The sequence below is a fragment of the Altererythrobacter chaiwopuensis genome (assembly GCF_054957755.1).
Genome location: NZ_JBTXJG010000001.1, coordinates 609,793 through 624,124, shown reverse-complemented (window position 1 = coordinate 624,124; position 14,332 = coordinate 609,793). Strand labels below are relative to the sequence as shown.

Below are 14,332 nucleotides of genomic sequence, written 5' to 3'. Positions count from 1 at the left end.
GCGCATATTTGCGGCGAGCGACTGCGTCCATGGACAATGCAGACGTAGTGATCGTGGGCACGGGCCACGGCGGCGCGCAGGCGGCAATCGCCTTACGCCAGCAGGGCCACGAGGGTTCGATCCTGATGCTGGGGCGCGACAGCGAGCCTCCCTATGAGCGCCCTCCCTTGTCCAAGGAGTATCTGGCCGGTGACAAGCCGTTCGAACGGATCATGATCCGACCGGTGCAGTTCTGGGCTGACAGGAAGATTGAACTGCGGCTCGGCGCGATGGTGCGCGATGTTGACCCGGCGGCGCATGAGGTGGTGCTGGGCGATGGCGCGCGCATTGGCTATCGCAAGCTGATCTGGGCTGGCGGCGGCGATCCCCGCCGCCTTTCGTGCCCGGGCGCCAATCTCAAGGGCGTGCACGCGGTGCGCGACAAGCGCGACGTCGATGCAATCATGGCCCAGCTCGAACAAGGCGCGAAGCGCTTCGTTGTCATCGGCGGCGGATATATCGGGCTGGAGGCAGCCGCGGTGCTGCGCAAGCTCGGTTGCGAAGTGACCTTGCTGGAAGCATTGCCGCGCGTGCTGGCGCGGGTTGCGGGCGAGGAACTCTCGCGCTTTATCGAGCAGGAACACCGCGAGCATGGCGTCGACCTGCGCCTCGAAACCGCAGTCGACGCGATCGAGGGTGACGACGATGGCAAGGTCACGGGCGTGCGGCTGGCAGAAGGCGAGGTGATCGCTTGTGATGCCGTGATCGTGGGGATCGGCATCGTGCCGACAGTCGCCCCGCTGATTGCAGCCGGAGCGGCCGGATCGAACGGCGTCGATGTGGATGTCTATTGCCGCACCACGCTCGACGATATCTATGCCATCGGCGATTGCGCCGCGCATGCCAATCCCTTTGCCGACCAGGCGGTGATCCGGCTCGAATCGGTGCAGAACGCGAATGATATGGCGAATACTGCCGCGCGCGCGATCATGGGCGACAAGCAGCCCTATCACGCGCTGCCATGGTTCTGGTCGAACCAGTATGATCTCAAACTACAGACTGCCGGGCTGTCGCTTGGCTACGACCAGGCGGTGGTGCGCGGCGATCCGGCCACGCGCAAGTTCAGCATTGTCTATCTCAAGGAGCGGCGCCCGATCGCCTTCGACTGCGTCAGCAATACCAGGGACTATGTCCAGGGGCGCAAGCTGCTGGAGAATGAAGTGGGCGAAGTAGACCTGGACTTGCTGGCTGATCCAGAGGTGCCACTCAAGGATTTGCTTTGAGCCTATCGGCTGCCCAATCGGCGGCCTCTGCCACCACCGGATCGGGATCTCCCAGCAGCAGCTCGACTTGCGCCAGCAGCGATGCATCGCCGCTATTGCCCGCGGCATAAAGGCAGTTCCTCACAAACCGGTCACGCCCGATCCGCTTTATCGGCGAACCGGAGAAAAGTGCGCGGAAGCCAGCGTCATCAAGCACCAGCAACCGGGCAAGGGACGGGGCGAGCAGTTCCTCGCGCGGCAGGAAATCACGGTGCGCCTGCGCAGTTTGGGCAAACTTGTTCCACGGGCAAACCGCCAGGCAATCATCACAGCCATAGATCCGGTTGCCCAGCGCCTTGCGGAATTCCTCCGCTATCGGGCCCTTGTGCTCGATCGTTAGATAGGAAATGCAGCGCCGCGCATCGAGCCGGTAGGGAGCGGGAAAGGCATCGGTGGGGCAGGCCGCCTGACAGGCATTGCATGAACCGCAGCGGTCATCATGCGGCGCGTCGGGCGCCAGCTCCAAAGTGGTGTAGATCGCGCCCAGAAACAGCCAACTGCCATGATCGCGGCTGACCAGGTTGGTGTGCTTGCCCTGCCACCCGATCCCGGCCGCCTGCCCCAGCGGCTTTTCCATAACCGGCGCGGTATCGACGAACACCTTCAACTCTGCCTCCGGCCTTTCAGCCACCAGCCACCGCGCCAGCGCCTTCAGGCGCTTCTTGAGCGTGTCGTGATAATCGCGCCCCTGCGCGTAAACCGAGATGCGCGCTTTGTCGGGGTGCGCTTCAAGCGCCAGCGGATCATGTGTTGGCGCGTAGCTCATTCCCAGCGCGATCACGCTTTTCGCTGCCGGCCACATGGCGTTGGGGCCGCGCCGCACATCGGAGCGCGCCTCCATCCATTCCATCGTGCCGTGGCACCCGTCGCCCAGCCATTCGTCAAGCCGCCGCCCGACCAGCGGATCATCGCGCGCCGCAGCTACCCCGCAAGCGACAAAGCCGTGCTGTGCAGCCTCTGCCTTGAGGCGGGCGGTCAATTCGCCAATTGTTGCGGCATTAACCAAGCTTGGGGTTGCTCCCGTTTAGCCCTAAGCGTTAACTGGGCATGATGGATACAGTGACTGGGCATATGGCGGTAGGCGATCCAATCCTGCCCGGCAATCATGAGCATGCGGCGCGCCCGCTTGCGATCGAGGCGCGCGGGCTGGTCAAACGCTTTGACGGAACGCTGGCGGTCGACGGGATCGACATTTCTGTGCCCGAAGGTGCGATCTACGGTATTCTCGGGCCCAATGGCGCGGGCAAGACCACCACCTTGCGCATGTTGCTGGGGATCATTGACCCTGACGAAGGGGTGCGCCGTGTGTTCGGGCATGACCGGCCCCAGGAAATTGCCAGGATAATCGGCTATCTACCTGAAGAACGAGGGCTTTATCCTGCCATGAAGGCAATCGAAGCGATTGCTTTCATGGGCGCACTGCGCGGGTTGCCATTGCCCGAAGGGCGCCGACGCGGCCGCGAATTGCTGGAACGGCACGATCTTGGCCACGCTGCCGAACGCCAGATCCGGCAGCTTTCCAAGGGGATGGCGCAGACCGTGCAATTGCTCGGCACATTGGTTCACCAACCGCGACTGGTGGTGCTTGACGAGCCCTTCAGCGGGCTTGACGCGATCAACCAGGGCAAACTGGAACGGATGATCCGTGAGCTCGCCGATGACGGGGTTACGGTGATCTTTTCAACCCATGTGATTCACCATGCCGAACGTTTATGCGAAGGCGTGGCTATCATCGCCGGCGGCAAGGTGCCCTATGCAGGATCGGTGGAAACAGCGCGCGACCGCATCCCGGCGCAAGTGCGGCTGGAGACGCGTGCACGCGAGGGCGCATGGCTGGACGCGCTGCCTTCGCAAGCTCGCCGTGAAGGCGATTTCTTCCACTTTCCGCTGCCTGAAAGCGGAATCGAACCGCTGCTGCGCCAACTGATCGAAGGAAATGCCGGAATTCTGTCACTCTCGATCGAGCGCGCAGGCCTGCACGATGCGTTTGTTCATATAGCCGGTGAAGCCGCAGCACGCGCGCTGGCCGAGGATTCAGCGGCCGATCTGGCGGGAGAACGCCGATGATCCAACAGACGCATGCCAGATCGCGGCTGTCGCGCCTGCAGGCGGCCTGGGTGGTGGCGCGGCGCGATTTTGTCGCAGTCCTGTTCAGTCGGGCATTCTTCTTCTTCCTGCTGGGGCCGCTGTTCCCTGTCATCGTGGGCGGACTGGCAGGCGGTATCGGCGGGCAGGTGCAACGCGAATCCGTAAGCCACGAAATTGGCCTGGCGATGAGCGGCGCGGACAATCAGGCCTTGCTCGCCGCTCAGGACCGCTTGCGACCGCAGCTGGGCCGCAATTTGCCTATACTGGTGCCGGTCGAAGCCGCGCAGAGCGAACCCGATTTCGATTCGCGCACATTCCTTGAACAGAAACGCGGCAATTATGCCGCAATCCTGGGTGGCACGCTCGATGCGCCAGAGCTGGTCGGCACGCGCGGCCAGGTGGTGCGTTGGCAGGGCCCCGTGGCGCTGCTGGTTGGCAATGCCGCCGATGCGCAGCCGGAAGCACTGCCGCAGATCCGGGCGCAGTTGGTCAGCACCAGCGCCGCCACCGTGCGCACCGACCGTATCCGCACGGCGCAAGCGGCCCAGATGATGCTGTTCCTGCTCACCATGCTGCTGGCGGGTATGGTGCTTTCCAACCTGGTCGAGGAAAAGGCCAACAAGATCATCGAAATCCTCGCCGCCGCGATCCCGATGGATGCCGTGTTCCTGGGCAAGCTGTTTGCCATGCTGGCGGTCTCGATCGTGGGAATCGCAGTATGGGGCCTGGCCGGATACGGCCTGTGGAGCCTGAGCGGGGGAGCGATCGCCGATGCCACCGGTTTCAACCCGTCCAACTTGCCCGCGCCGGCCGTAGGCTGGCCGATATTCGCGCTGCTCAGTGTGCTCTATTTTGCCATGGCCTATCTCCTGCTCGGTGCGCTGTTCCTCACCATCGGCGCAATGGCGGCGACAGTGCGCGAAGTGCAGACATTGTCGATGCCGGTCACCATGATGCAGCTGATGGTATTCTTCCTGGCCGCATATGTGATCACCCAGCCGGGTTCGACACTGGAAATGGTTGCGATCGTTTTCCCCTTGAGCTCGCCCTTCGCCATGCTGGCGCGCGCGGCCATGCAGGAAACGCTGTGGGTCCATGCGGCCGCGCTCGCCTGGCAGGCGCTGATGGTGCTGCTGATCGTCAAGGGCGGCTCGACTTTGTTCCGCAAGCGGGTGATGAAATCAGGCGGCGCCGGGCGCGACAAGCCCAGGCGGCGCCTGTTCGGCGCGGCAAGGGCATGAATCGACGCAGAATAAGTCCCTGATCGAAACTGACTATTGACATGGCTGTAAATAGCCGCAGGATAGCGGCGAGAGAGTGGGCGATTGAAAGAGTCGTCCGAAACGGAGAGAGAAATGGCCACGATTGCTCCCCAGCGCCCCGAAGTCCGCCGGTCCCCTACTGCCTATGAGGCGCTGCGCGAACATCTGAAGACGCACCCTGACGAAAGGTTGCAGCATCCGCACAAATGGGACGTGAGCCGTTCCGACATCTATTACAACGATACCTGGCAGCCGATCTTCAAGGAGATGCGCGAGGCCGGGCCGCTGCACTACATTCCCGAAAGCCCGTTCGGCCCCTATTGGGCGGTGGTGCAACACAAGGCGATCCAGCATATCGAAGCGTTGCCGGAATTGTTCTCGTCGAGCTGGGAATATGGCGGGATTACCATCCTTGAACGCCTCAGCGACGAAGAGATGGCGGAGCGCGGATTGGAAGAGCGGCGCGAGCTGCCGATGTTCATCGCCATGGACCGGCCGCAGCACACCGGCCAGCGCCGCACCGTTGCGCCCAAGTTCACCCCCAGCGGAATGGCCGAAATGGAAGGCGAAATCCGCCAGCGCACCGGCGAATTGCTTGACTCGCTGCCACGTGGGGAAGTGTTCGACTGGGTCGACACAGTCTCGATCGAGCTGACCACCGGAATGCTGGCGATCCTGTTCGGTTTCCCGTGGGAAGATCGCCGCTTGCTGACCTACTGGTCAGACTGGTCGGGCGATACGGAGCTTGCCACTGTGCGCGAGCTTGACGAGCTGCGCTGGGGCATCCTGCAAGAGATGGGCGCCTATTTCCAGTCGCTCTGGATCGAGCGGACGCATGACAAGGAGCCGGGTGACGATCTCATCTCGATGATGATCCATTCGGACGCGATGAACCAGATGAGCCCGCAGGAATTCATGGGCAATCTGGTGCTGCTGATTGTGGGCGGGAACGATACCACCCGCAACACCATGAGCGGGATCATCCATGCCTTTGACAAGTTCCCCGACCAGCGCAAGCTGTTCGAGGAGAACCCAGGCCTCATCCCCAACGCAGTGCAGGAATGCATCCGCTACCAGACCCCGCTGGCGCATATGCGCCGCACCTGCACCGAAGATACCGAGGTGTTTGGACAGCAGGTGAAAAAGGGCGACAAGCTGGTGCTGTGGTATCTTTCGGCCAATCGCGACGAGGAAGTGTTCGAGAATCCCGACAAGCTCGACATCACCCGAGAGAACGCGCGGCGCCACCTCAGCTTCGGCTATGGTATTCACCGCTGCGTCGGCGCGCGCCTGGCAGAGCTCCAGCTCAAGGTCCTGCTCGAGGAAATGCACAAACGGCGCATGCGGGTGCATGTGGCAGGCAATGTCGAGCGGGTGCGGGCCAATTTCGTGCACGGCTTCCGCAAGCTAGAGGTCGAGATCACCGAATTCTGATGCTCTGATGGCCTTGCCCTGCGGTGCGCTATCCCTTGGTGCAGTGGGCCTGTGTGCCCAGGCATGGTGATCCGGCATGGGTGGAAAGCGCCCCAGGGCCAGGGCCTTGGCTGCGGATCACCCGCCATACCTTGAGTTCATCCGGTCCGCCGATGTCGACCGGCGCAAGCCAATCGGGCGGGTCATCTGCCAACAGGCGGCTCATCAAGGCGCCTTCGCCGCCGCCTATGCTGAAGTTGCGCGTCTCTACCACATCGGCGCAGAGCACTACATAGTCGGCCTTATAGGCATCGACATATTGGCGTGCGAGAGCAGGCGGGCTGGTGAAACTGAAGATCACATCATGCATCGCCTGCTCTGCGCGATGGTGGGCCGATGCGACCACGCTGTGACGTGTTTGAGCCAATACCGCGGGGCCAATATCAAGCGGCGTGAACAGGATCGCAGGCGGAAGCTTTTTGAGCAGTTGCGCCTGGCTATGTAGCTCGCAGCGCGAATCCCCAAGCCGCACTGCACCCTGGCTTGGTCTGTCAGGTGCAAGTTTCATTGCCATCGTCACCAAGCCGCCGGGGAGAAATACCGCGAACAGAAGCAGCGCCAGGCCCAGCTTGGGCAGCAGGCTGGGATAAGCACGCCAGCGCTTGAACATCTGCCCGATGAACCAACCCATCGGCAATGCCGCCAGCACGCCCGCAAATGCCATCGAGCGATAGGTCATCACACCGCCGCAAAACGCGATTGCGAGCAGCAACGCATATTCGAACAGCCAGCCTCGCAGCCAGTCATGGCTCCGCCCCGCCAGGTACAGCGTCACGCCCAATGCGAACAGCGGCTGGACCAACGCCGGAATGATGTCGCTGACGCTTCTGTTCCACAGCGGCCTTCCCTCACTCACGTTGAGATACCAGTAATCGCGCACCAGTGGATCGAGCCCGGCAAAGGGCGGGGCCAGGCATTGCGGGGCGGACCAGCCAAGAAAGCCCAGCCCCAGCAGCGCAAAGCTGCCCAGTGCCAGCACCAGCGGCAGGCGCGGCATGCGCGGCGCCACCGCAAGCATCCCGGAACCGAGCGCCACGATCAGAAAAAAACCCAGATGCGGCGGGGAAATCACATCGCAATGCGCGGCAAGGTCAGGCAAACCGCGGGTCAAGGCAAAGGCGACGGCAAGGCCCAACGCCAGCGTTTGCAGGTAAGCAACCAGCCACCAGCGGGCACGATGATCGCGCATCCAGCGCAGGGCGAAGATCAGGCCGAATGCGGCGGCCAGGAAGATCACTTCGAGCGAAATCATCAACCCGAATGCCATCGCCAGGCCCGCTGCCGCCCCGCCGCGCGGTGCGCTGCGCCACGACATTGCCCAAGCTCCGAAGGCTACCGTGAAGATCTGCCAGCCATGGTGATCGATCCTGAGCGGCTGGAACTGCATCGGCACCAGCGGCAGCAGCAGCAACGCAAGGCAGGCGTAGATCGCCGTTTGCCGGTCGAACAGCCGCCAGGTGAGCCGCCCCACTGCGAATGTAGTCGGGAGCAGGATCAGCAACGGCAACACGATCATCGTCGCCCGTTCGGCCTGCGGCATCTCCATGAATTGCGAGAATAGCAGGATCAGCGCCGCAATCGGCACATCGACCAGCCGCGACCAATGCATCAGCGTGCCTTCGGGCGGGGTCATCCGGTATTGGTGCAAATCGTACCAACCCTGCCCTGCAAGAAGGTCCCTCACCTGTGCCAGGCGGAGCGAATCGTCCGGACCGGGAAAGCGAACCGCAAGGATGTTTTGGCCGGCAACCAGCAGCAGCACCGCGCATAGGCCCAGCCACGCCAAAAATATGGCGCGATTCGGGCTCTCGCCCAGGCGCATACGCCGGTCATCCATATGCATCAGTCCAGCCCGCGCTGAAATACCACCCTGCTACGGATCAGATAGGTCAGAATGAAACTGGCCACAATGGCGGCCAGCTTGGCTAACCGCGGGTCTGCTCCGGCTTGATCGCCAAGACCGACAATCGCAGTGGTAAGCGCCAGGCCGATCAGCGCCGATATCACGAATAATGCCTTCTGTTTCATGCGCTCGCGCCCGCGAGCGGCAAGGCCATCATGGAACACCTTGCGGCTGGAAAGCAGCCAATGCGCAGCAATCCCGACAGTATAGCCAAAGGCCGAGGCTGGCGCTGCGGCCACACCCGCCGAGAGCAGGGCGAGAAACACCCCGACATCAACCGCCAGCGCACCGACACTGGCCAGCCCGTAGCGGAGCAGGCGAATATCGCGCAGCCTGGCAAGGATTGAAAACACGCATGCCCCCCGGTTGTCAGGCCTTTCAGGCCCGCATGACCATGTCGCAAAACAAGGTTAAGAAAACGCTAGGGTAAATGCCGTGGCGGCGAAAATCCGGCTAATCCCGGGGCTATTCGGGGTTGGCGCGAAACACCACGGTAAGCCGCACCAGCCATACAGTCAGAAAGCTCAGCCCCATCGCCGCCAGCTTGGCCAGCCTGGGATCGAAGCCCGCAGCATCTCCCCACCCCACCACCAGGGCGGTGAGGCCCATTCCCAGTAACGCGGAACCGACGAACAGGACCTGCTGCCCCCCGCGCTTGAGGCCCGCTTCGGCCAGCCTGTCGGGAAACACCACCCGGCTCGAAATCAGCCAGTGGACCAGCGTGCCAACCGCATAGCCGATCACTGCGGCCACGGCCGCCAGCATTCCCGCCGCATAAAGCGCGAGGAAGCTGGCAAGGTCGGCTAGTGCACCGGTGGTGCTGGCCAGTGCGTAGCGCGTGAAGCGCCAGGAAAAGAGGCGAGCAACGTAATGTTTCAGCGCCGCCTCCCGTCAGGCCGACTTCTTGATACGCGCGGGAACGCTGCGCACCGATGCGAGCGCAGCCGCCTGGTCTTCGCTCAAACCCGTGCCGATCTCGCGCGCGGGGATCGCTTTCTCCGCGCCTTCATCGCCCGCTTCATGATATTCGGCGTCTTCGTTGACGCACCAGGTATCATAAAGGCGTTCGCCCGCGAGGATGTTTTCGACCGTCAGCATCGCGGTCATCATCGCGTGATCCTGATTATTATAGCGGTGCATGCCGTTGCGCCCAACCAGGTGCAGCGTGGGATGCTTTGCTTCCAGCTCCACCCGCATGGCATCGACATTTGCGGCATAATCGCCGTCATAGACGGGATAGGCCTTTTCCTGGCGCACCACCGCCCCGCCGATCACCTTGTCCGGATCGACAAGGCCGAGGATCTGCATTTCGCGCTTCGCGAGTTCGATCAGGTCGGCGTCCGCGCTCGACCAGAGCCCATCGCCTTCGAAACAGAAATATTCGAGGCCAACGCAGGCGACATCGGCATCGGGCACCATTTCCGGCGACCAGCTGCGGAAGTTCTGCACGCGGCCGACCTTCACCTTGCTGTCATGGATATAGATCCAGTTGTCCGGGAACAGGTCTTCGCTGCGGATCATCAGCGCCACGGTGAGGAAGTCGCGATATTTAAGCTGTTTCGCCTGCAGCGTGCTTTCGGGCAGCGGATGGAGCCGCGCCGCAAGCTCGCGCATCGGTGCCGAGCTGATCGCATGTTTCGCGCGCACCTGCACGTCCCCTTCGGGGCCGTCTGCCGTCATCGACCAGCCACCTTGTCCGTCGCTTGCCAGTTGCTTGAGACTGTGCCCCATCAACAGCTGGCCCTTGCCGGTGGCCGTGATCTTGTCGCGCGCGGCCTCCCACATCATGCCTGGCCCAAGCCGGGGATAACGGAAGGTTTCGAGCAGCGTCTTGACCGCTTGCCCGTCATTGGGCCGCTTGTTGAGGCCGAGCGAGCGCTTGAGCCCGTCAACCACCGCATTCCACAGCGAAAGCCCCTTGATACGCTGCGCCGCCCAATCGGCGCTCATCTCGTCGCAAGGCATGCCCCACACCTTCTCGGTATAGGTCTTGAAAAAGATCGAATAGAGCTTGTGGCCGAACTGGTTGGTGGTCCAGTCCTCGAAGCTTTTCACCTGTGCGATCGGGAACAGCTTGTAGCGCAGGTAGCTGAGCATACACAGCGTGCTGCGCCATATGCCGAGGTTCCACAGCGCTTCGAATGCGCGCAGCGGATAGCTGTAGAACTTGCCTTCGTAATAGATGCGGCTCATCCGCGGCCGCTGGATAAAATCGTCAGGGAGTATCTCGTTCCACAGATCGACCACCTGCTGGCTCTTGGAAAAGAACCGGTGCCCGCCGATGTCGAAGCGATAGCCTTCATGCTCGACCGTGCGGCTGATCCCGCCGACATAGGTGGCGTCTTTTTCGATGATAGCGACCGTTTTGCCCTGCTTGGTCAGCAGATAGCCGGCGGTAAGCCCGGCCGGGCCTGCACCTATGATCGCCACGTCAACATCGATTGCGCCATGGCTGCGGGCCGCACGCTGTTCCATCAATTACCCCGTTAACAATTGCAGCCTTGGGAGTGAAGGAAATTGGTTATCAGCGCGTTAAGATGGTCAAGAATCACCGGGCCGCCAGGCGAAGCAAGCTAGGCGCCAACAAGCAGCCCGGGAGCCTGAAGCCGCGCCGCGAGGAGCGCGAAGTCGCGCAGCGAGAAAGTGTCGTCGAACACCAGGCCATAATTCTCATCGCTCCGCCAGCGCACCTTGGCGCGGGTTTCGCGCAAGCCCGGCCCCTCAAGCCGCAGGCTCTGGTCAAGCGCCAGCAATTCACTGCATTCCAGGCGTGCACCTTGCTGTGATATATTTTCGACCAATGCCAGTTTGCGCACTGGCCCGGCCATCAGCGTTACAGGAAAATTGAGCGCAAGGCGCAAACCGCGCTTGCGGAATGCCCCGATTTCACTGACCACCTGGTTGACATCGACATTGGTGCCGAAAACGAACCCGGCCTCAAGATCGCGCTCCCACACACGCTTTATTTCATAGCTTTGCCCGCTTTGCAGTTCGAGCGTGAAGCAATCGCCAGCGGGCAGGCGGTGAAACAGCTTGGCGCTGGCGCCAGCCGATGACACGTCGCGTAGCACGCACACGAACTCGCCTTGCGAACACAGAAGCTTGGCTGGACGGATCAGCAGCGAATAGCGGCGCGCGCGGCGCTGCTCATGCTGCTCTTCCGGATCCATCTGCGGAATTGGCCCGAACGCCACATGGTCCATTGTTCCGAATTCCCCGTTTATGCCGACCTTTATTGGCCACCAAAGCTTGCTATGGCAGCAGTGCTTTAAGAAAGAACTTTGCCCCATTAGGAGTTAATACTGAGATAACAATGCCTGCCCCCTGCAACAGGGCCTGGCCGCCGATCCAGTCTACGGACAGATCGCCAATGGAAGCTGGTGCGGGTGCCGGGACTCGAACCCGGACGACCAAAGGTCAGGGGATTTTAAGTCCCCGGCGTCTACCATTCCGCCACACCCGCACGGTTTGCATGCCAGCGCGGCCTGTTAGCGGGCGCTTGACAAGGCGGCAACGCAGGAATGCACACCGAGAAACGGCAACGCGGGTGCGAAACCCTTCATGCAGCACAATAGGCAGCACAATGGGCCGGCGAAAGCGTGCTGAGCCTTAGTTGATGCGCTTGCGCATGTCCTTGCCGGGCTTGAAATAGGGCACGCTCTTTGCCGGCACATCCACCGTTTCGCCCGTCCGCGGGTTGCGGCCCTGCCGTGCTTCGCGCTCACGCGTGGAAAAGGCACCAAAGCCGCGCAGCTCCACCCGGCCCCCTTCGGCCAGCCGTTCGGCAATTTCGTCAAAGAAAATGTCGACCACCTGTTCGACTTCTTCTGCCCGCAGTTCGGGATTGTCCCGATGGAGCGCCTGGAGCAATTCGGATCTTATCATTTGCGCCTCCCAGCAAACGTGCCCAGGCTTCCCAGCACAGGAAGAGCACGCCCGAAAAAGACCTGACCTTAGCTGCGACCCGAAAGACGGCCAAATCTGGAGGCATCGTGCCAGAGTCGTGGATTGTCCGCAAGCGTGTGGCGTAATTTTTCAAGCAAGTGTCGCGGCTTGGCACAGCCGCGCACAGGATCAGGCCCGTTCAACCAATCCGGCCAGATCGATTCCCAGCCGGTCGATGCGTGCGCGGATCTCTGGCCATTCGCGCGCCAGGAACTGCTCGCGCTCGCGGCTGCGCAAGCGCTCTGCCGCGCCTTCGACGACATACATGCCGACCCCGCGCTGAACCTCGACCAGGCCATCGTTCTGGAACTGCTGATATGCCTTGGCGACAGTGAGCGGATTGGCACCTTCCTCTGCGGCAAGCGCCCGAACCGAAGGCAACATTTCCCCTTCGGCGTAGCGGCCTTCGATGATCGCTGCGGCGATCTGGTCGCGCAGCTTGAGGTATACGGGGCGGTTCTGGCTCATGATTTCCTCGCGATTGGTGCATCAGTGCCATAATACAGCCATGCGCGTCAAGGCTCTGCCGGATTCCGGTTGCGGCTGAAACTAAAGCTTCACATGGGAATTTCAGGCGTTAGTGTGCCGCGTCAGAGCGGTGTGCGTCAGCGCCGCGCTGCCATAGGAATTTGGGGAGGACCTTCGTGTCGCTTGAAGAAATTATCGTCGCCGTCGCGGCGTCATTCCTGGTGCTGCTGCTGATTGGTGGCGCGACGATCGTGACTTCGTCGAAAGCCGAATTCGCCGGACACCCCAAGGGTTTGTTTGTGCTGTTCTTTGCCGAGATGTGGGAACGTTTCTCCTATTACGGCATGCGCGCGCTGCTGATCTTCTACCTGACGCAGCACTGGCTCTTCAATGACGAAAAGGCCTCTGTCATCTACGGTGCCTATACGGCGCTGGTGTACATTGCGCCGGTGCTGGGCGGCTACCTCGCCGACAAATATCTGGGCCAGCGCAAGGCGGTGCTGTTCGGCGCGGTCCTGCTGACCATTGGCCACTTCCTGATGGCCTTCGAAGGCGAAGGTACGCTTGGCCAGAACAACCCCATGATCGACGTGTTCTGGGCGGCGCTGGCCTTCATCATTGTTGGCTCGGGCTTCCTCAAGGCGAATATCTCGGTCATCGTGGGGCAGCTTTATCCGCGCACGGATATTCGCCGCGACGGAGCCTATACCATCTTCTACATGGGCATTAACGTAGGCGCCGCAGTGGGCACGATCATCGCCGGCTATCTTGGCCAGAACTATGGCTGGGCCTATGGCTTCGGCGCGGCGGGCTTCGGGATGCTGCTGGGGCTGGTGGTGTTCATCATCTTCAAGCCGCTGCTGCTGGGCAAAGGCGAAAGCAGTGTGCCTGAAAAGCTCGCTTCGCTGAAGTGGGGCATGAAGTTCGAATGGCTGCTCTACATCATCGGTTTCGCAGCGGTCGCCGTGACGTGGTGGCTGGTGCAGAACCAGGCGGTAGTGGGCAGCATTCTTGGTGTTTTCGGTGGCTTGCTGGTAGCCTTTGTCATCTGGCAGGCGATCAAGATTGGCGGGCATGACCGTGACCGGATCTTTGCCGCCATGTTCCTGATCATCGGCTCAATCCTGTTCTGGGCGCTGTTCGAACAGGCCGGCTCGTCGCTCAACCTGTTCACCGATCGCTATGTCGACCGGCAGGGCGTTTCGGCCTCGATCTTCCAGTCGATCAACCCGATCTACATCATCATGCTGGCACCGCTGTTCGCGGGGCTGTGGACGTGGCTCGGCAGGAAGGGGCTGGAGCCTTCCACCCCGGCCAAGTTCGGCCTGGCGCTGATCCAGCTGGGGGCAGGCTTTCTGGTGTTGGTATTCGGTGCGCAGGCCGTCGGCATGGAAAACATGACGCCGGTGATCTTCGTGTTCCTGATCTACCTGCTGCACACCACCGGCGAGCTGTGCCTTTCCCCCGTGGGCCTTTCGGCGATGAACCGTCTGGCGCCCGCGCATATGGCTTCGCTGATCATGGGCACGTGGTTCTTCGCGTCGGCCACCGGCAATTTCGTTGCCGGTCTGATTTCGGCCGCAACCGGTTCGGAAGCGGCATTGGGAGAAGGCGCGGCCAAGGAAACCGTGCTCGCCGTCTATAGCCAGATCGGCTGGATTTCGGTGGGTGTGGGCGTGGCGGTGATTGTCATCAGCCCGCTGGTGAAAAAGCTGATGCACCTCGACACGCTCAAGGATGACGAGCTTGAAGGCGCTGCGGCAGCAGGGCTGGAGGCACAGGAAGGCGGCATTCATCCGGCCAGTCGCCCACCGTCCTGACGGAGAATTGAACTGCCGGGCCCGGTTCGCCGGGCCCCCGGAACTTTGGTCGCAACTATCAAGAGAATTTAT

13 protein-coding genes and 1 tRNA gene are annotated in these 14,332 nt (G+C 61.8%); 5 read left to right on the top strand and 9 right to left on the bottom strand.

Translation table 11 applies throughout. From position 1 onward, the window contains the following. The first annotated feature begins 29 nt into the window (after positions 1-29). Positions 30-1,262, top strand: a complete 1,233-nt coding sequence (locus tag ACX2DJ_RS03175) for an NAD(P)/FAD-dependent oxidoreductase (protein WP_462570955.1) — start codon at positions 30-32, stop codon at positions 1,260-1,262. On the opposite strand, the gene queG is transcribed toward ACX2DJ_RS03175, so the two are convergent. Continuing rightward, on the bottom strand, positions 1,246-2,307 hold the full coding sequence (queG, locus tag ACX2DJ_RS03170; RefSeq protein ID WP_462570954.1) for a tRNA epoxyqueuosine(34) reductase QueG: 1,062 nt from the start codon (positions 2,305-2,307) through the stop codon (positions 1,246-1,248). The genes ACX2DJ_RS03175 and queG overlap by 17 nt on opposite strands. A gap of 65 nt (positions 2,308-2,372) precedes the next feature. Between queG and ACX2DJ_RS03165 the strand changes: the two genes are divergently transcribed. The 3 genes from ACX2DJ_RS03165 (at position 2,373) to ACX2DJ_RS03155 (ending at position 6,085) form a co-directional block, all read left to right on the top strand. Then, on the top strand, positions 2,373-3,368 hold the full coding sequence (locus ACX2DJ_RS03165) for an ABC transporter ATP-binding protein (protein WP_462572535.1): 996 nt from the start codon (positions 2,373-2,375) through the stop codon (positions 3,366-3,368). Beyond that, on the top strand, positions 3,365-4,630 hold the full coding sequence (locus ACX2DJ_RS03160) for an ABC transporter permease (RefSeq protein WP_462570952.1): 1,266 nt from the start codon (positions 3,365-3,367) through the stop codon (positions 4,628-4,630). The genes ACX2DJ_RS03165 and ACX2DJ_RS03160 overlap by 4 nt, the downstream gene beginning before the upstream one ends. Positions 4,631-4,744: 114 nt before the next feature. Next, on the top strand, positions 4,745-6,085 hold the full coding sequence (locus ACX2DJ_RS03155; RefSeq protein ID WP_462570951.1) for a cytochrome P450: 1,341 nt from the start codon (positions 4,745-4,747) through the stop codon (positions 6,083-6,085). Between the two features lie 28 nt (positions 6,086-6,113). Here ACX2DJ_RS03155 and ACX2DJ_RS03150 read toward each other — a convergent pair whose 3' ends face one another. From ACX2DJ_RS03150 to ACX2DJ_RS03115, 8 genes are all read right to left on the bottom strand, one after another. Continuing rightward, positions 6,114-7,961, bottom strand: a complete 1,848-nt coding sequence (locus ACX2DJ_RS03150) for a hypothetical protein (protein WP_462570950.1) — start codon at positions 7,959-7,961, stop codon at positions 6,114-6,116. A 5-nt stretch (positions 7,962-7,966) separates the two neighbouring features. After that, positions 7,967-8,380 (bottom strand): GtrA family protein, encoded by a 414-nt coding sequence (locus tag ACX2DJ_RS03145; protein ID WP_462570949.1) that lies wholly within the window; start codon positions 8,378-8,380, stop codon positions 7,967-7,969. A 112-nt stretch (positions 8,381-8,492) separates the two neighbouring features. Next, a complete protein-coding gene (locus ACX2DJ_RS03140) occupies positions 8,493-8,855 on the bottom strand; it encodes a GtrA family protein (RefSeq protein WP_462572534.1) in 363 nt (120 codons plus the stop codon). Positions 8,856-8,918: 63 nt separating this feature from the next. Next, a complete protein-coding gene (locus ACX2DJ_RS03135) occupies positions 8,919-10,502 on the bottom strand; it encodes an NAD(P)/FAD-dependent oxidoreductase (protein ID WP_462570948.1) in 1,584 nt (527 codons plus the stop codon). A gap of 98 nt (positions 10,503-10,600) precedes the next feature. Next, on the bottom strand, positions 10,601-11,230 hold the full coding sequence (locus ACX2DJ_RS03130; protein ID WP_462570946.1) for a PilZ domain-containing protein: 630 nt from the start codon (positions 11,228-11,230) through the stop codon (positions 10,601-10,603). Between the two features lie 175 nt (positions 11,231-11,405). Next, positions 11,406-11,490: transfer RNA gene (locus ACX2DJ_RS03125), tRNA-Leu, on the bottom strand. A 146-nt stretch (positions 11,491-11,636) separates the two neighbouring features. Continuing rightward, on the bottom strand, positions 11,637-11,912 hold the full coding sequence (locus tag ACX2DJ_RS03120; RefSeq protein ID WP_462570945.1) for an integration host factor subunit beta: 276 nt from the start codon (positions 11,910-11,912) through the stop codon (positions 11,637-11,639). A 189-nt stretch (positions 11,913-12,101) separates the two neighbouring features. Continuing rightward, positions 12,102-12,440: a GntR family transcriptional regulator gene (locus ACX2DJ_RS03115; RefSeq protein ID WP_462570944.1), complete on the bottom strand. Its 339-nt coding sequence runs from the start codon at positions 12,438-12,440 to the stop codon at positions 12,102-12,104. A gap of 230 nt (positions 12,441-12,670) precedes the next feature. Between ACX2DJ_RS03115 and ACX2DJ_RS03110 the strand changes: the two genes are divergently transcribed. Beyond that, a complete protein-coding gene (locus tag ACX2DJ_RS03110; RefSeq protein ID WP_462572533.1) occupies positions 12,671-14,260 on the top strand; it encodes a peptide MFS transporter in 1,590 nt (529 codons plus the stop codon). The last annotated feature ends 72 nt before the right edge of the window (positions 14,261-14,332 follow it).

What these genes read in the sequence shown, in the direction of transcription:
- ACX2DJ_RS03160 (WP_462570952.1), top strand. Translation starts at nt 3,365, where the DNA reads ATGATCCAACAGACGCATGCCAGATCGCGGCTGTCGCGCCTGCAGGCG.
- ACX2DJ_RS03155 (WP_462570951.1), top strand. Translation starts at nt 4,745, where the DNA reads ATGGCCACGATTGCTCCCCAGCGCCCCGAAGTCCGCCGGTCCCCTACT.
- ACX2DJ_RS03115 (WP_462570944.1), bottom strand. Translation starts at nt 12,440, where the DNA reads ATGAGCCAGAACCGCCCCGTATACCTCAAGCTGCGCGACCAGATCGCC.
- ACX2DJ_RS03120 (WP_462570945.1), bottom strand. Translation starts at nt 11,912, where the DNA reads ATGATAAGATCCGAATTGCTCCAGGCGCTCCATCGGGACAATCCCGAA.
- ACX2DJ_RS03130 (WP_462570946.1), bottom strand. Translation starts at nt 11,230, where the DNA reads ATGGACCATGTGGCGTTCGGGCCAATTCCGCAGATGGATCCGGAAGAG.
- ACX2DJ_RS03135 (WP_462570948.1), bottom strand. Translation starts at nt 10,502, where the DNA reads ATGGAACAGCGTGCGGCCCGCAGCCATGGCGCAATCGATGTTGACGTG.
- ACX2DJ_RS03150 (WP_462570950.1), bottom strand. Translation starts at nt 7,961, where the DNA reads ATGGATGACCGGCGTATGCGCCTGGGCGAGAGCCCGAATCGCGCCATA.
- ACX2DJ_RS03165 (WP_462572535.1), top strand. Translation starts at nt 2,373, where the DNA reads ATGGCGGTAGGCGATCCAATCCTGCCCGGCAATCATGAGCATGCGGCG.
- ACX2DJ_RS03175 (WP_462570955.1), top strand. Translation starts at nt 30, where the DNA reads ATGGACAATGCAGACGTAGTGATCGTGGGCACGGGCCACGGCGGCGCG.